Source organism: Pseudomonas sp. WOUb67, assembly GCF_050058005.1.
GTDB lineage: Bacteria > Pseudomonadota > Gammaproteobacteria > Pseudomonadales > Pseudomonadaceae > Aquipseudomonas > Aquipseudomonas putida_R.
The window spans coordinates 5,078,891-5,095,974 of the sequence record NZ_CP170112.1; the positions used below are offsets into that span (position 1 = coordinate 5,078,891).

At 63.4% G+C, this 17,084-nt stretch carries 18 protein-coding genes; 7 read left to right on the forward strand and 11 right to left on the reverse strand.

Annotated features, from left to right (window positions below):
* Window positions 1-65 precede the first annotated feature (65 nt).
* On the forward strand, window positions 66-1,409 hold the full coding sequence (pabB, locus tag ABOC32_RS22520) for an aminodeoxychorismate synthase component I (protein WP_426808937.1): 1,344 nt from the start codon (window positions 66-68) through the stop codon (window positions 1,407-1,409).
* Window positions 1,410-1,488: 79 nt separating this feature from the next.
* Window positions 1,489-2,223: a phosphoadenylyl-sulfate reductase gene (locus ABOC32_RS22525; protein WP_426808938.1), complete on the forward strand. Its 735-nt coding sequence runs from the start codon at window positions 1,489-1,491 to the stop codon at window positions 2,221-2,223.
* Window positions 2,224-2,356: 133 nt separating this feature from the next.
* On the opposite strand, the gene cysB is transcribed toward ABOC32_RS22525, so the two are convergent.
* The 3 genes from cysB to ABOC32_RS22540 form a co-directional block, all read right to left on the reverse strand.
* Complete coding sequence (gene cysB, locus ABOC32_RS22530) at window positions 2,357-3,331, reverse strand: HTH-type transcriptional regulator CysB (RefSeq protein ID WP_016485905.1); 975 nt, start codon at window positions 3,329-3,331, stop codon at window positions 2,357-2,359.
* A 128-nt stretch (window positions 3,332-3,459) separates the two neighbouring features.
* Window positions 3,460-3,957: a universal stress protein gene (locus ABOC32_RS22535; protein ID WP_016500539.1), complete on the reverse strand. Its 498-nt coding sequence runs from the start codon at window positions 3,955-3,957 to the stop codon at window positions 3,460-3,462.
* A gap of 137 nt (window positions 3,958-4,094) precedes the next feature.
* Window positions 4,095-5,042 (reverse strand): putative 2-dehydropantoate 2-reductase, encoded by a 948-nt coding sequence (locus tag ABOC32_RS22540; protein WP_426808939.1) that lies wholly within the window; start codon window positions 5,040-5,042, stop codon window positions 4,095-4,097.
* Window positions 5,043-5,275: 233 nt separating this feature from the next.
* Between ABOC32_RS22540 and ABOC32_RS22545 the strand changes: the two genes are divergently transcribed.
* Window positions 5,276-6,352 carry a 3-deoxy-7-phosphoheptulonate synthase gene (locus ABOC32_RS22545; RefSeq protein ID WP_341798154.1) on the forward strand — a complete coding sequence of 359 codons (1,077 nt, stop codon included), beginning with the start codon at window positions 5,276-5,278 and terminating at the stop codon, window positions 6,350-6,352.
* A gap of 133 nt (window positions 6,353-6,485) precedes the next feature.
* On the opposite strand, the gene ABOC32_RS22550 is transcribed toward ABOC32_RS22545, so the two are convergent.
* Entirely contained in the window at window positions 6,486-6,767 is a 282-nt protein-coding gene (locus ABOC32_RS22550) for a GNAT family N-acetyltransferase (RefSeq protein ID WP_003250290.1), read from the reverse strand.
* Window positions 6,768-7,275: 508 nt separating this feature from the next.
* On the opposite strand from ABOC32_RS22550, the gene oprI reads away from it, so the two are divergent.
* On the forward strand, window positions 7,276-7,527 hold the full coding sequence (gene oprI, locus ABOC32_RS22555; RefSeq protein WP_003259780.1) for an outer membrane lipoprotei OprI: 252 nt from the start codon (window positions 7,276-7,278) through the stop codon (window positions 7,525-7,527).
* A gap of 132 nt (window positions 7,528-7,659) precedes the next feature.
* Here the strand turns inward: oprI and ABOC32_RS22560 are convergent, their stop codons facing one another.
* The 3 genes from ABOC32_RS22560 to ABOC32_RS22570 all read right to left on the reverse strand — a co-directional run bounded on the left by ABOC32_RS22560 (window position 7,660) and on the right by ABOC32_RS22570 (window position 9,705).
* Window positions 7,660-8,637, reverse strand: coding sequence for a L,D-transpeptidase family protein (locus ABOC32_RS22560; protein ID WP_016500543.1), 978 nt, complete (start codon window positions 8,635-8,637; stop codon window positions 7,660-7,662).
* 113 nt (window positions 8,638-8,750) lie between these two features.
* Window positions 8,751-9,041 (reverse strand): hypothetical protein, encoded by a 291-nt coding sequence (locus ABOC32_RS22565; RefSeq protein ID WP_426808940.1) that lies wholly within the window; start codon window positions 9,039-9,041, stop codon window positions 8,751-8,753.
* Window positions 9,042-9,099: 58 nt separating this feature from the next.
* On the reverse strand, window positions 9,100-9,705 hold the full coding sequence (locus tag ABOC32_RS22570; protein ID WP_016500544.1) for an arylesterase: 606 nt from the start codon (window positions 9,703-9,705) through the stop codon (window positions 9,100-9,102).
* 10 nt (window positions 9,706-9,715) lie between these two features.
* On the opposite strand from ABOC32_RS22570, the gene ABOC32_RS22575 reads away from it, so the two are divergent.
* Together ABOC32_RS22575 and ABOC32_RS22580 are read left to right on the forward strand one after the other, a co-directional pair.
* Window positions 9,716-10,399: an ABC transporter ATP-binding protein gene (locus tag ABOC32_RS22575; RefSeq protein WP_234225890.1), complete on the forward strand. Its 684-nt coding sequence runs from the start codon at window positions 9,716-9,718 to the stop codon at window positions 10,397-10,399.
* Entirely contained in the window at window positions 10,399-12,906 is a 2,508-nt protein-coding gene (locus tag ABOC32_RS22580) for an ABC transporter permease (protein ID WP_426808941.1), read from the forward strand. The genes ABOC32_RS22575 and ABOC32_RS22580 overlap by 1 nt, the downstream gene beginning before the upstream one ends.
* Window positions 12,907-13,031: 125 nt before the next feature.
* Here ABOC32_RS22580 and greB read toward each other — a convergent pair whose 3' ends face one another.
* The 4 genes from greB to ABOC32_RS22600 all read right to left on the reverse strand — a co-directional run bounded on the left by greB (window position 13,032) and on the right by ABOC32_RS22600 (window position 16,031).
* A complete protein-coding gene (greB, locus tag ABOC32_RS22585; protein ID WP_086978305.1) occupies window positions 13,032-13,505 on the reverse strand; it encodes a transcription elongation factor GreB in 474 nt (157 codons plus the stop codon).
* Between the two features lie 11 nt (window positions 13,506-13,516).
* On the reverse strand, window positions 13,517-13,825 hold the full coding sequence (locus tag ABOC32_RS22590) for a hypothetical protein (protein WP_426808942.1): 309 nt from the start codon (window positions 13,823-13,825) through the stop codon (window positions 13,517-13,519).
* 248 nt (window positions 13,826-14,073) lie between these two features.
* The gene (locus ABOC32_RS22595) at window positions 14,074-14,511 is read right to left on the reverse strand and encodes a DoxX family protein (protein WP_016500549.1); all 438 of its coding nucleotides are present in this window, start codon (window positions 14,509-14,511) and stop codon (window positions 14,074-14,076) included.
* A gap of 113 nt (window positions 14,512-14,624) precedes the next feature.
* The gene (locus ABOC32_RS22600) at window positions 14,625-16,031 is read right to left on the reverse strand and encodes a transglycosylase SLT domain-containing protein (protein WP_426808943.1); all 1,407 of its coding nucleotides are present in this window, start codon (window positions 16,029-16,031) and stop codon (window positions 14,625-14,627) included.
* Between the two features lie 157 nt (window positions 16,032-16,188).
* Between ABOC32_RS22600 and ABOC32_RS22605 the strand changes: the two genes are divergently transcribed.
* Window positions 16,189-16,986 (forward strand): TatD family hydrolase, encoded by a 798-nt coding sequence (locus tag ABOC32_RS22605; protein ID WP_426808944.1) that lies wholly within the window; start codon window positions 16,189-16,191, stop codon window positions 16,984-16,986.
* Window positions 16,987-17,084: the final 98 nt, after the last annotated feature.

Below are 17,084 nucleotides of genomic sequence, written 5' to 3' on the forward strand. Positions count from 1 at the left end.
GCTAGGCGCTTTTCCTACACAGGTCTACAATCGCCCTCCTCGCTTTTACATCGCCGTCCACACTGATGCCGACCTGTACGCTTTACCCCCTGCCCTACCAGCCCGACCCTGCCGCCTATTTCGCCCGCCTGCGCCAGGCCCCCGGCGCGATCCTGCTCGACAGCGCCCGCCCCGGCGCCGAACGCGGCCGCTTCGACCTGCTCAGCGCCTGGCCGCTGCAACAGCTGCAAGCGCACCCCGATGAAGAAGGCCACACCTTCCTCCAGCGCCTGCGTGCCGGCCTGGCCCAGCTGGGCCCTGCGCAACTGCCCGAAGGCAGCGAGCTGCCCTTCGCCGGCGGCCTGATCGGCTACCTGAGCTACGACTTCGGCCGCCGCCTGGAACACCTGCCAAGCCTGGCCGTGGATGACCTCGGCCTGCCCGACGCGCAACTGGGTTTGTATGCCTGGGCACTGGTCAGCGACCACCTGCACGGCACCAGCCAACTGGTGTTCCACCCAAGCCTGGCAGGCAGTGAACGCGAACGCCTGATCACACTTTTCGAAGGCGCCAGCAGCACTGCAAGCGGCGACTTCCAGCTGCTCGCGCCGATGGCCGGCGACCTGCAGCCCGAACAGTACCGGGCCGCCTTCGACCAGGTACAGCGCTACATCCAGGCCGGCGACTGCTACCAGATCAACCTTACCCAACGCTTCCGCGCGCCCTGCCAGGGCGACCCCTGGCGTGCCTACCAGGCCCTGCGCCAAGCTTGCCCGACGCCGTTTTCCGGCTACCAGCAACTGGCCGATGGCAGCGCCTTGCTCAGCTTCTCGCCCGAGCGCTTCATTCGCGTCAGCCAGGGCCAGGTGGAAACCCGGCCAATCAAGGGCACTCGCCCGCGCGCCAGCGACCCGATTGAAGACAAGCGCAATGCCGAGGAGCTGCTGCACAGCCCCAAGGACCGCTCGGAAAACCTGATGATCGTCGACCTGCTGCGCAACGACCTGGGACGCACCTGCAAGATCGGTTCGGTGAAGGTACCGGAGCTGTTCAGCCTGGAGAGCTACCCCAACGTCCACCACCTGGTCAGCAGCATCACCGGCCAGCTGGCCACCGACAAGGATGCCCTTCACCTGATCGGCGACAGCTTCCCCGGCGGCTCGATCACCGGGGCGCCGAAGATTCGCGCCATGCAGATCATCGACGAGCTGGAGCCGGCACGCAGGGCGCTGTACTGCGGCTCGCTGCTGTACGTGGATGTGCGCGGCGAGATGGACAGCTCGATTGCCATTCGCAGCCTGCTGGTCAAGGACGGCCAGGTCAGTTGCTGGGGCGGCGGTGCGGTGGTGGCCGACTCCGAATGGCAGGCCGAATATGAAGAGTCGATCGCCAAAGTGCGGGTGCTGATGCAGACCTTGCAGGCCTTGTGAGTCCGTCTAGCCCGCGTTTTTTTGTTACCATCACCTTACTACGAGCGCACAGCGCCACAGCCAAGATGGAAACCGCCTGATGAGCCAACCCTTCGACGTCGCCGCCCTGGCCGCGACCTACGCCAACAAGTCCCCGCAGGACATTCTCAAGCTCGCCTTCGAGCATTTTGGTGATGACCTGTGGATCTCCTTCAGCGGCGCCGAGGACGTGGTGCTGGTCGACATGGCCTGGAAGCTGAACAAGCAGGTCAAGGTGTTCAGCCTCGACACCGGCCGCCTGCACCCGGAGACCTACCGGTTCATCGACCAGGTGCGCGAGCAGTACAACCTGCCGATTGAACTCCTCAGCCCCGACCGCGCCAAACTCGACCCGTTCGTCAAGGAAAAGGGCCTGTTCAGCTTCTACAAGGACGGCCACGGCGAGTGCTGCGGTATTCGCAAGATCGAGCCGCTGCGCCGCAAGCTGGCCACCGTGAGCGCCTGGGCCACCGGCCAGCGCCGCGACCAGAGCCCGGGCACCCGCAGCCAGGTGGCGGCACTGGAAGTCGACAGCGCCTTCTCGACGCCCGAGCGCACCCTGTACAAGTTCAACCCGCTGGCGCAGATGAGCAGTGAAGAGGTGTGGGGTTACATCCGCATGCTTGAGCTGCCCTACAACAGCCTGCATGAGCGCGGTTTCATCAGCATCGGCTGCGAGCCATGCACCCGGCCGGTACTGCCGAACCAGCATGAGCGTGAAGGGCGCTGGTGGTGGGAAGAGTCGACGCAGAAGGAATGCGGGTTGCACGCAGGCAACCTGATCAGCAAGGCTTGAGATAGCCGAAGGGTTCTGTAGGAGCGGGTTTACCCGCGAACACCGGCGAAGCCGGTGCCATACAACCGCGAAGCCTTCTTCGCGGGTGAACCCGCTCCCACAGGGCCGCAAAGCGGCCCCCTACAATTGCGGATCAGTGCACCGGCAGTTCAACGCCTGCGAACAGCTCTTCAAGCTCTTGCTTGTTATGGCACTGGATGGCCTTGGCCATCACTTCGCGAGTCAGGTGCGGGGCGAACTTCTCGATGAAGTCGCACATGAAGCCACGCAGGAAGGTGCCACGGCGGAAGCCGATCTTGGTGATGCTGGCTTCGAACAGCTCGCTGGCATCCAGGGCCACCAGGTCATTGTCGAGTTTGGCGTCCACAGCCATACCCGCGACGATACCCACGCCCAGCCCCAGGCGCACATAGGTCTTGATCACGTCGGCGTCTGCCGCGGTGAACACCACTTTTGGCGTGAGGCCACGGTGGTTGAAGGCTTCGTCCAGTTTCGAGCGCCCGGTGAAGCCGAACACATAGGTAACGATCGGGTATTCGGCAACCGCTTCCAGGGTCAGTTTCGGCAGCTTGGCCAGCGGGTGACCTTGCGGCACCACCACGCAACGGTTCCACTTGTAGCACGGCATCATGATCAGGTCGCCGAACAGCTCCAGCGCCTCGGTGGCGATGGCGAAGTCGACCGTACCGTCCGCAGCCATCTCGGCAATCTGCATGGGCGAACCCTGGTGCATGTGCAGGGACACTTCCGGGTACTGCTTGATAAAGCTGCTGATCACCGGCGGCAAGGCATAGCGCGCCTGGGTGTGGGTGGTGGCAATGGACAGCGTGCCCTTCTTCTCGTTGGAGAACTCCTGGGCAATCTGCTTGATGCTTTCGACCTTGCGCAGGATTTCGCCGGCGGTATTGATGATGCGCTCACCGGCCGGGGTGACACGGGTCAGGTGCTTGCCGCTGCGAGCAAAGACTTCAACACCCAGTTCGTCTTCGAGCAGGCGGATCTGCTTGCTGATACCTGGCTGGGAGGTATACAGGCTCTGCGCCGTCGCGGAGACGTTGAGGTCATGGTGCGCCACTTCCCAGATGTAGCGCAGTTGTTGAAGCTTCATAGGTTTCCCTCGGTTCAGCGATGAGTCCGCGGCAGCAGGCAGCGACGATATATAACTATATTAGTGGTTCTGGAAATAAATCTAGAACTATTTTGTTACGTGCCCCCGGAAATAGCAGGCGCCCCTCTTCACGTTTTCCTACGCCCCAGGTGCTGCGCCAAAGGCACCATGTACACCGGCACCGGCGACAGTTGCAGCAGTCGCACTGCCGTGCGGCCCAAGGGCACATCCACCCCGGCGCCGGCGCTGTGGCTGCCGAAAATCAACAGGTCGACGCTAAGCCGCTGTGCCTGGTCAAGGATCACCTGCGCCGGGTCGCCCTGACGAACCCGCACCGCCTTGATCACCGCAAGGTCGGCCTCCTCGCCCAGCTCATCACGAAAGTTCTCCAGTACGCGCTGCTCGATGTTGGCCATCACCGCGTTCACCCCCTGGCTGTGCAACTGGTCGAGCGTCTGCTCATCGAGGTAGCTTTGCAGGAGGGATTCGGCGAACTGGCCCATTGGCTCCACGGCGTGAATCACATACAACTCGGCATTGAACGTGCGCGCCAAGGCCAGCGCGTGTTGCATCACAAAAGGGGCGTAGACACCGAGGTCGGTGGCGTACAGCATGGAGCGGATCATTCGACCTCCTCGACTGCCGCAGCGGCAGAGCAAGCTTCAGCTTAGCAGCGCGCCGAACGCACGCTTTGCCGTCCGGCGCGCTGCCGGCGTGGCCTGCAGGCCCGCGCAAAAACGCAACGCCGGGGACAATGCCGTCGTCAGCGGGGCCTATCGCTGGTGTCGAGGAAACTCAGTGCCTGGTACAGCGTTTCCATGCGCGGCAAGCTGCAGCCTGCCGCACGCGCACGCGCCAGCGGCTCTGCATAGATAGCCTGCAGCTCCAGCGGGCGCATGAGGGCATAGTCGTGATACATGCTTGGCCAATAGTCCGGCATGCGCTCGGTCATCTGGAACAGGTGCTCGGCATACCCGTCCGGCAACACATGCCCGCAGGCGGCAGCGCCTTGCACCACCTCGGCCATCAAGGCCTGGATCAGTTCACGGCTGTGGCTGCTTGCCATCAGCCCTTCGATGCCTGCGCCCAGCAGTACCGACAGGCCGTTGTACGGCACGTTCCACACCAGTTTCTGCCAGCGCGCCAGGTCCAGGTTCGCCATGGCCTGCGAATCGATGCCCGCCGCCTGGAGCAACTTTGCACCTTCACTGACCACTGCGGCACCACCATCACTGGCCGGCCCACTGTGATAGCCCAGGTTGACCGCCCCCAGCGCCTGGTGACGAATCACGCCCAGCGCGTGGCGGTTGACGCAGATGAAACACAGGCCGCCGAGCAGGTGCATGTCGCGGCGCAAGGCCGGACGCAACTGCTCCTCCACACCCAGGCCGTTTTGCAACAGCAAGACCTTGGCGCCGGGCGCAGCGGCCTGCACGATCAGTGGCGCCAGCTGGTCATTGCTGGTGGCCTTGGCGCCGACCAGCAACCAGTCGCAAGGCGGCATGTCGGCGGCACTGGCATAGGCCTGCACCTTCATCTGTAGCGGGCCGTGCACTGCACTGTCCAGCGCCAACCCCTGTTCGCGGACAACCTGGTACTCGCTGCGCAGCAGAAAATGCACATCGAAACCGGCCCGGGCCAGCATCAACCCATAGAAGCCACCGATAGCCCCGCTGCCAATGATGCCGATGCGTGGTGTGTGCGGATGCATGCCGATCTCCAGGTCAATGTCAGCTTTCTTTTTACACAGCTTGCACACTGTCAGGTAGCCCATGCACGCCAACGCGCCACAGCAGCAGGGAAAACAGCATGCTGACGGGACTTGCGCCCATTGTCGCGCCACCCGTAACGCGCTAAGGTTCGGCTCCCCGCTGCGATTATTCTTGCTGCTGGGCCGCACGGGGACAGTTGGCGGCCGGCACCCGTGACCTGACGAGTAACACGATGGCTGATTTACCGATCGATGACTTGAACGTTGCCTCCAACGAGACCCTGATCACCCCCGATCAGCTCAAGAAGGAAATCCCCCTCAGCGCCAAGGCCCTGCAGACCGTGACTGCCGGCCGTGAAGTGGTGCGCAATATTCTCGACGGCAAGGACCATCGCCTGTTCGTCGTGGTCGGCCCTTGCTCCATCCACGACATCAAGGCCGCCCACGAATACGCCGAGCGGCTGAAGGTCCTGGCCGCAGAAGTGTCCGATACGCTGTACCTGGTCATGCGTGTGTACTTCGAAAAGCCGCGCACCACCGTCGGCTGGAAGGGCCTGATCAACGACCCGTACCTGGATGACTCGTTCAAGATTCAGGATGGCCTGCACATCGGCCGCCAGCTGCTGCTGGACCTGGCTGAAATGGGCCTGCCGACCGCTACCGAAGCGCTTGACCCGATTTCCCCGCAATACCTGCAGGACCTGATCAGTTGGTCGGCCATCGGCGCACGCACCACCGAATCGCAGACCCACCGCGAAATGGCCTCGGGCCTGTCGTCGGCGGTCGGCTTCAAGAACGGTACCGACGGCGGCCTGACCGTTGCCATCAATGCCCTGCAGTCGGTGTCCAAGCCCCACCGTTTCCTCGGCATCAACCAGGAAGGCGGCGTGTCGATCGTCACCACCAAGGGCAACCCGTACGGCCACGTGGTACTGCGCGGCGGCAACGGCAAGCCGAACTACGACTCGGTCAGCGTCGCCCTGTGCGAGCAAGACCTGGCCAAAGCCAAGATCAAGGCCAACATCATGGTCGATTGCAGCCACGCCAACTCCAACAAGGACCCGGCCCTGCAGCCGCTGGTCATGGAGAACGTTGCCAACCAGATCCTCGAAGGCAACCAGTCGATCATCGGCCTGATGGTGGAAAGCCACCTGAACTGGGGCTGCCAGTCGATTCCGAAAGACCTGAACGAATTGCAGTACGGCGTTTCGGTCACCGACTCGTGCATCGACTGGTCCGCGACCGAGAAGACCCTGCGCAGCATGCATGCCAAGTTGAAGGATGTGCTGCCGCAGCGTAAGCGCGGCTGATCGATGTAAAAAAGCGGGGCCGCTTCGCGCCCCATCGCGACACAAGGCCGCTCCTACAGGAGATCGCATATCCCTGTAGGAGCGGCCTTGTGTCGCGATGGGGCGCGAAGCGGCCCCGCTGTTATTTACAGATTCAAGCCTTGCTCGAATGCCGCTGCTGGCGCTCCATGTAGCGTTCCACATATGAGCAGGACGGAATCACCGTGTAGCCCATCTGTTCAGCGTACTCCAGCGCCCGCTCGGTCAATGCGGCAGCAATCCCGCGGCCCCGCAAGGCGTTGGGCACGAAGGTGCGATAGATGTCCAGCGTCTGCTTGCCCAGATCCATGTACGTCAGATAGGCACGATGACCGTCCACGTTGGTCTCGAACTGATGACCGGCCTGGTCATGGTGGATGGTCAGCGCTTCGCTCATCACTACTCCTCGCAGGTCTTCTCGGCAGACCCATACCTTAACCGATGGTGGTTTATCCGGCGTTAAATCCTCTACGCCACCTGATGCCCCTTCGACCTCTGGACGATTGTAATCGTTCGGATCCTCTGGCACTCACAAGATAGTAGGCGCCACAAATGGGATTGCTCAAGGTGGCGACGGCTAAAAATGGCGAAAATGCTGAGAAAGCGACTCTTCCCTGCTACCTTCAACAGCCGCCGGATGTTGTAGGGCTTAAGACGTCGAAGGACAGTTAAAGTCACCGTTAGTTCAACAAAAAAGTTCCGGTACTACAATCGCTTGCGAACCTTGCACGTTTTTTTCACACGCACGTCGCAAATCTTGTCGGTGTGACGCCAAGCGACATTTTTTTTGCAGTTCTTGCGCTCAGTCAGTTTACTTACTACAAGTAATGGGTACTATGTACGCCGGCCAGTTTCTCTTTCCTGAGAGATGGCTATTTAATAGAAAGTCCTTGAAGGGGAACACGATGAACAACGTTCTGAAATTCTCTGCTCTGGCTCTGGCCGCAGTTCTGGCTACCGGTTGCAGCAGCGTCTCCAAAGAAACCGAAGCTCGTCTGACTGCGACTGAAGACGCAGCAGCTCGCGCTCAAGCTCGTGCTGACGAAGCCTACCGTAAGGCTGACGACGCACTGGCAGCCGCTCAGAAGGCTCAGCAGACCGCTGACGAAGCCAACGAGCGCGCTCTGCGTATGCTGGACAAAGCCAGCCGCAAGTAATAATCCTCACGGATTGTTAAGAAGCCGACCCACTTGTGGGTCGGCTTTTTTATTGCCTGCCAGCAAGGTAAATGCGCCACGCAGTAACGAAAAGGCCCGCACTAAGGCGGGCCGTGATGTGTCGCAATTACCTTACTGCAGTTCGGGCGGAATGCTCGACACCATGGGTGCACTACCCTGGTTCTCGACCGGCACGGCAATTTCTACCGGCATGCCATCTTCTGCGGCCACCACGTCACGCACCATGTCCCAGTTCATACGCAGGTTATTGGCCAGGTCTTCACGCTTGAGCAAGGCGTTGATAACGGCGGTGTGTTTGTCGACCACCGACGGGTTACCCTGATCGTCCAGCGGCGTGTGCGCCTCCAGATAGACCTTGCCGCCACTGATACCGAACTTGTAAGGCTCGTTGATGATGCGCACCGGAGTACCCACCGGCACCATCTTTGACAGTTCCAGCACGTTGTTGTTGAGCATGCGGAAGCAGCCGTGGCTGGTGCGCATGCCAATGCCGAACTTCTTGTTCGAACCGTGGATCAGGTAGCCAGGCACGCCCAAGGTGAACTTGAACGGCCCCAGTGGGTTGTCCGGGCCAGCCGGCACCACGGTCGGCAGGATGTCACCGTCGGCCGCGTGCTCTTTGCGGATCGAAGCAGGTGGCGTCCAGGTCGGGTTCGGCGTCTTGGCGGTGATCTTGGTGTTGGCGATTGGCGACCCCCAACCCTCACGACCAATACCCAGCGGGAAGGTATGCACCACGTTCTGCCCTTTCGGGAAGTAGTACAGGCGGTACTCGGCCAGGTTGATGACGATACCTTCGCGCGGGCCTGGCGGTAGCACGTAGCGGGTCGGCAGGATGATTTCGGTGCCGGCGCCCGGCAGCCAAGGGTCTACGCCCGGGTTGGCGGCAATCATTTCCAGGTAGCCGAGGTCGTTGGCGGTGCCGATATCGGCGAACGTGTCCTCGTACTTTGCCTTGATCACATGCACCTGGCCGACGATGTCTTCACCGGGCGGTGGCAGTGGCAGCTCCAGCGCAGCAGCGGGACCCGCTACCAGCAGGGCGGCCAGGGACAGGCTACGGGTGACGGCAGGAAAGCGCGGCAACATCCGGTAAATCCTTCGAAAGGTGGGTCAAGACGATCGATTGTACACCTGCGCCGATGCAAGCGGGAGGCATTGGCGCGATGCAAGCGTTTCAGATGATGAAAGGTGCTTGCCGTTCAGCTGGCGTGCAGCTCTGGCCACACCGGGCGCATGCCGCGCCGCTGGGCATCGAGGATGGCCCGGCACAGGTCACACAGGCGGCTGTCGCGGTAGATTGCACGCGGCACTCCCGACCAGCGCGGCTGCGCCGGCAGCAGCCCACCGCACAAGGTACGGTCGACCGGCACGCCCAACTCAAGCTGGCGGGCCACCAGGTGGACGCGGATTTCCTGGCAGGCGAACAGGTCGAGCTGCTCATCGGGCTCGATCAGTTGGTAGGCATACAGGGACCAGGCAGGGCGCGGCATCGGGGGCACTCGAAACGGGGGGCGCAACATTAGCCGAAAGCCCGCCCCGTTTAAAGCGTCACAGCAAGGGTTTTATCGCCGGCCAGGCATTTTCCAGCAGGCGCTGCTGGGCGCCCTGGGCCGGATGGATGCCATCGGCCTGCATCAACTCAGGCACGCCCCCTACCCCTTCGAGGAAAAACGGCACCAACGGCACCTGTTTGTCCGCAGCCAGCTGTTCATACACCTTGGCAAAAGCGGTGGTATAGCGCACCCCGTAATTGGGCGGCAGGCGCATGCCCAGCAGCACCACCTTGGCACCGGCCTGGCGCGCGCCCTCGATCATCGAGGCAAGATTTTGTTGCAATTGCGCGGGCGGTTGCCCACGCAGGCCATCGTTGCCGCCCAGCTCCAGCACCACCAGGCTCGGTTTATGCGCTGCAAGCAGCGCCGGCAGCCGCGCCTGGCCACCTGCGCTGGTGTCGCCGCTGATCGACGCATTGACCACTTTGTCGTCGAAACCTTCGTCCTTGAGGCGGGTCTGCAACAGAGTGACCCAACCCTGGCGGGTATCCAGGCCAAAACCGGCGCTGATACTATCGCCAACAACCAGCAGTGTTCCCGCCGCCGCGCTCTGGGCCAGGCAATACAGGGCCAGACCGGCACTCAACCACCACACTCGCATCGGATTCTCCATGGGCCCCAACATACTCGTTGCGCAGAACCTTAGCAAAGTGGTCCCCAGCGCGGAAGGTGACCTGACCATCCTCCACGCACTCTCCCTCGAACTGGCCAAAGGCGACAGCCTGGCCATCGTCGGCGCCTCGGGCTCGGGCAAGTCGACCCTGCTCGGCCTGCTCGCCGGCCTCGACCAGCCCAGCGCCGGCAAGGTCATCCTCGCCGGCAACGACCTGGGGCCACTGGATGAAGACCAGCGCGCCCGGGTACGCGCCGAACATGTGGGTTTCGTGTTCCAGTCATTCCAGTTGCTCGACAGCCTCAATGCGCTGGAAAACGTCATGCTGCCACTGGAGCTGGACGGCCGCCGCGATGCCCGCGAGCAGGCGCGCTCCCTGCTGGAGCGGGTCGGCCTGGGCAAGCGCCTGAGCCACACCCCACGCCAATTGTCGGGCGGCGAACAGCAGCGGGTGGCCATCGCCCGCGCCTTCGCCGCACAGCCTGCGGTGTTGTTTGCCGACGAACCCACCGGCAACCTCGACAGCCACACGGGTGAGCGCATCAGCGACCTGCTGTTTGAATTGAACAAAGAGCGCGGCACCACCCTGGTGCTGGTCACCCATGACGAACGCCTGGCCCGGCGCTGCCGCCGCCAGATCCGCCTGGACGCGGGGCGCCTGGTGGCGCCAGTGGAGGCCTGATGAACCACATGCCGTTGTCCCGCCTGTGCGGCCTGGCCCTGCGCCAGTTGCTGCGCGACATTCGCGCCAGCGAAGTACGCGTGCTGTTCTTTGCCCTGCTGGTGGCGGTGGCAGCCAGCACCGCCATCGGTTACTTCGGTGCCCGCCTGAACGGCGCCATGCAACTGCGCGCCAGCGAATTCCTGGGCGCCGACCTGGTGCTGCAGGGCAGCGCCCCCGCCCGCGCGCAGCAGATCGATACCGGCACCGCACTTGGCTTGCGCCATGCTCAGGTGGTCGAGTTCACCAGTGTGGTCGGCGGCGACAACGGTATCCAGCTGTCCAGCGTCAAGGCCACCGACGGCGCCTACCCCTTGCGCGGGCAAGTCCGCAGCGCCCCGGCGCCCTATGCCGAGGAAACACCTGGCGGCGGCCCGGCACCTGGCGAGGCGTGGGTCGAGCCCCGCCTGCTGGCAGCGCTGGGGCTGGCGATTGGCGACAACATCGACGTAGGCATGAAAACCCTGCGAATGAGCCGTGTGCTGACCTACGAACCGGACCGCGCCAACAACTTCTACAGCCTTACCCCGCGGGTGATGATGAACCTGGCCGACCTGGACGCGACCGGCGTGATCCAGCCGGGCAGCCGGGTTACCTACCGCGACCTGTGGCGCGGCGATGCCGAGGCGCTGGCCCAATACCGCCAGGGCGTGGAAAAAGACCTGGCAGCCAGCCAGCGCCTGCGTGACACACGCGATGGCAACCAGCAGATCGGCGGCGCCCTGGGCAAGGCCGAACGCTACCTGAACATGGCCAGCCTGGTGGCTGTGCTGCTGGCCGGGGTCGCCGTGGCCTTGTCGGCCAGCCGTTATGCCGCCCGCCGCCTGGATGCCAGCGCGCTGCTGCGCTGCCTGGGGCTCTCTCGCCGCCAGGCACTGGGCCTGTATTGCCTGCAGCTGGCGATGCTCGGCCTGGTTGCCGCCCTTGCCGGCGCCCTGCTCGGCTGGCTGGCACAGCTGGGCCTGTTCCGCCTGCTGCACGGCCTGCTGCCAAGCGTGGTGCCGGCAGGCGGCATCATTCCGGCCCTGGCCGGCATCGGCACCGGGCTGGTCGCACTGGCCGGCTTCGCCCTGCCACCCATTGCCGCGCTGGGCCACGTTCCACCACTGCGGGTACTGCGCCGTGATCTGTTGCCAATACCACCCAGCAGCTGGTTGGTGTACGGCGCCGCTCTGTTTGCCCTTGGCCTGATCATGTGGCGCCTGAGCCTCGATCTGTTGCTCACATTCGCCCTGCTCGGTGGTGGCCTGGTCGCCGCACTACTGCTCGGCGGCCTGCTGTTGCTCGGCTTGCGCAGCCTGCGCCAGCTGCTGGCCGGGGCGCCACTGGCCTGGCGCCTGGGGCTGGGCCAGTTGCTGCGCCACCCCACGGCCGCCGCCGGTCAGGCCTTGGCCTTCGGCCTGATCCTGCTAGCCATGGCGTTGGTCGCCCTGCTACGCGCAGAATTGCTCGACACCTGGCAAGCTCAGTTACCCAAGGATGCGCCCAACCATTTCGCCCTGAACATCCTGCCGGATGATCGTGAGCCGTTCGCTCAACGCCTGCACCAGGTCAACGCCACTTCAGCGCCGCTGTATCCGGTAACGCCCGGGCGCCTGGTACAGATCAACGAGCAACCGGTACAGCAAATCGTCAGCAAGGACTCGGCGGGCGAGCGCGCCGTGCAGCGCGACCTCAGCCTGACCTGGGCCGCCGAGCTGCCCGAAGGCAATGCACTGACCGCAGGCAACTGGTGGCAAGCCTTGCCCGCCGCCGACGAAATCCCCGGTGTATCGGTGGAGGCGGAGCTGGCCAGCAGCCTGAAACTGAAAATGGGCGACCTGCTGACCTTCGACATCGGTGGCCAGCAGCGCCAGGCCCGGGTCAGCAGCCTGCGCAGCGTGCACTGGGACAGCTTCCAGCCGAACTTCTACATGATCTTCCAGCCCGGCACATTGCAAGGGCTGCCGACCACCTACCTGACCAGCTTCTACCTGGCGCCGGGTCACGACCTGGATGTGGTGGCACTGTCACGGGCATTCCCGGCGGTGACCATCCTGCAGGTGGATGCCTTGCTAGACCAACTGCGCAGCATCCTCGCCCAGGTGACCCTGGCGGTGGAGTATGTGCTGCTGTTCGTGCTAGCCGCCGGGCTGGCGGTGCTATTTGCCGGCTTGCAGTCAACGCTGGACGAACGCATTCGCCAGGGTGCCTTGCTGCGTGCGCTGGGGGCGGCGCGACCGTTGCTGGTCAAGGCACGGCGTATCGAGTTCGGCTTGCTGGGGGCAGCCAGCGGGTTGTTGGCAGCAGTGGGCTGTGAGCTGATTACCCTGGTGCTGTACCGCTATGCTTTCGACTTGCAGTGGAGCCCGCACCCTTGGCTGCTGGCGTTGCCGCTGATGGGGGCGCTGCTGGTGGGCGGTGCGGGGGTGCTGGGGACGCGACGGGCGTTGAATGCCAGCCCGTTGGCGGTCTTGCGCGACAGTTGATGGAGGCTTGTGGGTGCCTCTTCGCGGGTAAACCCGCTCCCACAAGGACCCCACTGCTTCAAGGACGACGCAGTACCTGTGGGAGCGGGTTTACCCGCGAAGAGGCCCCCACAGGCAACATCAATTTACTGGCCGTAAGTGATGCTCTTCACATACCAGGTCGCTTCACCGGTAGGCGTGTGCACCACCACCTCATCGCCCTCCTCCTTCTTGAGCAAGGCACGGGCCATGGGCGAATCGATCGAGATGTAATCGTTGCGCCCGTAGATCTCGTCATAGCCGACAATGCGAAACTTCATGGTCTCGCCATCGTCATTCTCGATCTCGACCCAGGCACCGAAAAACACCCTGCCTTCCTGCTGCGGCGAATAAGCCACCACCTTCACATCTTCAAGCCGCTTGCGCAGGTAACGCACCCGGCGGTCGATTTCGCGCAACAGCTTCTTGTTGTACTGGTAGTCGGCGTTTTCGCTGCGGTCGCCCAGTGACGCCGCCCAGGCAACTTTCTGGGTGATCTCCGGACGATAGACGCGCCACAGGTGGTCCAGCTCTTTCTTCAGCGCCTCATGGCCTTCCGTGGTGATGATGTTGGTACTCAACAGCGCACTCCTCAGCGGCGGGTAATCAGGCCTTGGCGCGCGATGCGGGTGAGGTGGCCAATGATTTCGGCGGCCTCGTCCGGCGCCGGGGCCTGGATAACGGCCAGGTCGAAACGGTCATTGCCGTATTGCGCCAGGTAGCAGCCGATATCGACGAACTGGATCAGAAAGGCGCGCGCCTGGCCCTTGCGCCGGGACAGGCCTTCGAGGTGACGCAAAAGGGTGGGCTGATGCTGGCCGCCGAGCAGAATGCGCGGTGTGCGGGACGCCTGGCTGGCAGGCAAAGGGCTCAAGCAAACACTGGTACGTGGGCAACTCATGGAGCTTCTCTCCGCCTCGCAAATCCCGCTGGGCAGCGGTGGGAGGCGTCACCGAACCAGCGCTTTAGCGGTATTTCGGATGGCCCGGAGGTGGGGCTTTCCTGCGCCCCGCAAGTAGCTGTTTAAATCGGCGCAGGCGGTATGCTAGAGCGATGAGCTACAAGTTGCAAGCGACAAGCCGCAAGCAAAAGCAGGCCGAGTACTGGCCCGCTCTTGCTTGCGGCTTGCAGCTCACTGCTTGCAGCTGATTACCGGGCGATTAGGCGGTCCAGCGAGAAGCGGCCAGCGCCTTCGATCATGACGGCAACCGTGCCGGCCAGCAGCGCCAGGGCGAACTCATAGCCGTTGTTTGACATGAACAGGCCGTTGCCGATGTGCACGGAGAGGATCGCCACCACCAGCGTTACGCTCAGCGCCAGGGCCGCCGGGCGGGCCAGCAGGCCGACCACCAGTGCCAGGCCGCCGAAGAATTCGGCACTACCGGACAACAGGGCCATCAGGTAGCCCGGGGCCAGGCCGATGCTTTCCATCCACTGGCCAGTACCTTCCAGGCCATAACCGCCGAACAGGCCGAACAGTTTTTGCGCGCCATGCGCCATGAAGATGATGCCGACCAGGATGCGGATAACGCTGAGACCGGCGCCGGCGCGGGTGGAGAACAGGGCATTGAGGGTAGTGTTGTTCATATCGAAGCGTCCTTGAAGCGAAGATGTTGTGTTGGGATGGGCGCCATCATAATCAATTCAATAAATATGAAAATCGCAAAAACCCCAACAAAACAATCGATAAAATCGATTTTTCAGCGCTTTGCCACACGCTCCAGCGCAGCCCGCTCGCGGTTGAACGCCAAAAAGTACTTGTTGACACTGTTGACGAAGTTGACCGGGCCCATGCCCACCTGCTCCATGGCGATGCGTTCGGTCTGGAAGAACCACTGATCACCGTTGAGGCCGCGCCGCCGGGCTTCGGCACGCATACCCTGGACCCGCTCGGGGCCGAGGTTGTAGGCCGCCAGCGTGAAGGCCATGCGCTCACGCTCGTTGATCTTGGCACTGGCGAAGAACTTGCGCCGGATCAGCGCCAGGTAGCGTGCGCTGGCCTGCACATTGCCATCTACCGTGGTGGTGTTGCTCACCCCCACGCGCTGGGCGGCTGAAGGGGTAATCTGCATCAGGCCATGGGCACCGCCCGTGCCGCGTGCAGCCGGGTTGAGCGTCGACTCCTTGTAGCCCAGGGCCGCCAGGTTGAGCCAGTCGATCTGCTGCGCCTGGCCATGCTTCTGCAGCACCGCCCGCACCGAGGCCAAGCGCTGGCGGTCCTTGCTGGCCAAGGGGTTGTGCACCCGGTACTGGCGCCGGTAGATGCGCTCGAAGGCGGCATCCTGGTTGTCTGGCGCGCGGTAACCTTTGAGGAAGTGATCGACCGTGGCCAACAATTGCGGCGCATCACGCCCCACATACCAGCGCATGGCTTGCGGCGCCCCCAGGTGCACCCGGCTGTCCAGGCGCAGGCGCGGCATGACCCGCGCCCAACGCCGGGCAATGGGCTGCTCGACCACGGTCAGGTGGTAGATGCCAGCCTGCACCATCTCCAGTACATCCTCCACCGCCAGCGTCGAGTCGACCCACTCCACCTTGATCGGCGGGCGCTTGCGCAGTGCCAGTTGCTGATTGACCTGCTGGATCAGCGGGCCGGCGGCACTGGCGCTGGTCAAGGCCACGGTACGCCCGGACAGCTGCTCGACCTTGCTGAAGCTGCGCTCGCCTTTGCGTCCGACCAGCATCAACGGCACCTGGTCGAGTAGCGGCGCACTGCTGCTGACGCCGCGAACCGTGCTGGGGTCGAGCAACTCGCCCGGCGCAGCCAAGTCGCCCTCGCCGCGAGCCAGAGCGCCGAGCAACTGCTCCTTGGCCCGCGGAATGAGCTTTAGCTGGATCTGCTGGTCATCGGCGGCGCGGGCATTGAGGTAATGCTCCAGGGCCCGCAGGCGGTAATACTCGATGCCGACCGGCTCGCCTTTGACCTCACCGGAGCTGTTGCGGCTCTGGTTGACCAGCACCCGCAGCACTTTACTGGTGCGAACCTGCTGCAGGTCACGCACCTTGGCGGGCGGTATGTTCTGCTGCGGTCCCGGCGCGCGCGCCTGGGCCGGGCCGGTCAGGGTGAGCCCGAGCGTCAGCAGGAAAACAAGCCAGCATCGCAGCATGCGAGAACGTGTCCGTGGTGGTTGGGCGGCATCCATGGGTTGCACCGCCAAATGAGAAATGACGGTAAAAGACCACGGTAACAGCATGAAGTTCTTGGTTTTTTCAGAAAAACGCGAATTTTGCTATGCTGGCCGCCCCGCGGCACGAGGTAGCACCATGCAACTGATCGATATCGGCGTCAACCTGACCAACAGCAGTTTCCACGACCAACAAGCGGCAATCGTCGAGCGCGCCCTTGAGGCCGGGGTCACACAAATGGTGCTGACAGGCACCAGCCTGGCCGTCAGCGAACAAGCGCTGGAGTTGTGCCAGCAGCTGGACGCCAGCGGTGCGCACCTGTTTGCCACAGCGGGCGTGCACCCCCACGATGCCAAGGCCTGGGATGCCGGCAGCGAGCGCCAGTTGCGCCAGCTGTTGAACGAACCGCGCGTGCGCGCCGTGGGCGAATGCGGCCTGGACTTCAACCGCGACTTCTCCCCTCGCCCACTGCAGGAAAAAGCCCTGGAGGCCCAGCTGGCCCTGGCCGCAGAGCTGCGCCTGCCGGTGTTCCTGCACGAACGCGACGCCAGCGAACGCTTGCTGGCAATCCTCAAGAATTACCGCGATCACCTGACCGGCGCGGTGGTGCACTGCTTTACCGGCGAGCGCGAAGCGCTGTTCGCCTACCTGGACATGGACCTGCACATCGGCATCACCGGCTGGATCTGCGACGAACGCCGCGGCACCCACCTGCATCCGCTGGTGGGCAACATTGCCGAAGGGCGGCTGATGCTGGAGAGCGATGCCCCCTACCTGCTGCCGCGCAGCCTGCGGCCCAAGCCGAAGAACGGGCGTAACGAACCGGCGTTTCTGCCGGAGGTGTTGCGCGAAGTGGCGCTGCATCGGGGCGAATCGGTCGAGCACACGGCAGCGCATAGCACGGCGACGGCGCGGGCGTTCTTCCAGCTCCCCTGAAGCCTGCGCGCTGGCTGTTGATATGGGTCAACATCTTGCTGAGCAAGTGCAGGCACAATGATGGCACCTTGCCGATATTGTTTCCGCTCAACTCAGAG

Coding starts and splice junctions, on each gene's coding strand:
- ABOC32_RS22525 (WP_426808938.1), top strand. CDS start 1,489: ATGAGCCAACCCTTCGACGTCGCCGCCCTGGCCGCGACCTACGCCAAC.
- ABOC32_RS22590 (WP_426808942.1), bottom strand. CDS start 13,825: ATGAGTTGCCCACGTACCAGTGTTTGCTTGAGCCCTTTGCCTGCCAGC.
- ABOC32_RS22570 (WP_016500544.1), bottom strand. CDS start 9,705: ATGCGAGTGTGGTGGTTGAGTGCCGGTCTGGCCCTGTATTGCCTGGCC.
- ABOC32_RS22605 (WP_426808944.1), top strand. CDS start 16,189: ATGCAACTGATCGATATCGGCGTCAACCTGACCAACAGCAGTTTCCAC.
- ABOC32_RS22575 (WP_234225890.1), top strand. CDS start 9,716: ATGGGCCCCAACATACTCGTTGCGCAGAACCTTAGCAAAGTGGTCCCC.
- ABOC32_RS22540 (WP_426808939.1), bottom strand. CDS start 5,042: ATGCATCCGCACACACCACGCATCGGCATCATTGGCAGCGGGGCTATC.
- ABOC32_RS22580 (WP_426808941.1), top strand. CDS start 10,399: ATGAACCACATGCCGTTGTCCCGCCTGTGCGGCCTGGCCCTGCGCCAG.
- ABOC32_RS22535 (WP_016500539.1), bottom strand. CDS start 3,957: ATGATCCGCTCCATGCTGTACGCCACCGACCTCGGTGTCTACGCCCCT.
- ABOC32_RS22595 (WP_016500549.1), bottom strand. CDS start 14,511: ATGAACAACACTACCCTCAATGCCCTGTTCTCCACCCGCGCCGGCGCC.
- ABOC32_RS22600 (WP_426808943.1), bottom strand. CDS start 16,031: ATGCTGCGATGCTGGCTTGTTTTCCTGCTGACGCTCGGGCTCACCCTG.
- ABOC32_RS22560 (WP_016500543.1), bottom strand. CDS start 8,637: ATGTTGCCGCGCTTTCCTGCCGTCACCCGTAGCCTGTCCCTGGCCGCC.
- ABOC32_RS22545 (WP_341798154.1), top strand. CDS start 5,276: ATGGCTGATTTACCGATCGATGACTTGAACGTTGCCTCCAACGAGACC.
- cysB (WP_016485905.1), bottom strand. CDS start 3,331: ATGAAGCTTCAACAACTGCGCTACATCTGGGAAGTGGCGCACCATGAC.
- oprI (WP_003259780.1), top strand. CDS start 7,276: ATGAACAACGTTCTGAAATTCTCTGCTCTGGCTCTGGCCGCAGTTCTG.
- ABOC32_RS22550 (WP_003250290.1), bottom strand. CDS start 6,767: ATGAGCGAAGCGCTGACCATCCACCATGACCAGGCCGGTCATCAGTTC.
- ABOC32_RS22565 (WP_426808940.1), bottom strand. CDS start 9,041: ATGCCGCGCCCTGCCTGGTCCCTGTATGCCTACCAACTGATCGAGCCC.
- pabB (WP_426808937.1), top strand. CDS start 66: ATGCCGACCTGTACGCTTTACCCCCTGCCCTACCAGCCCGACCCTGCC.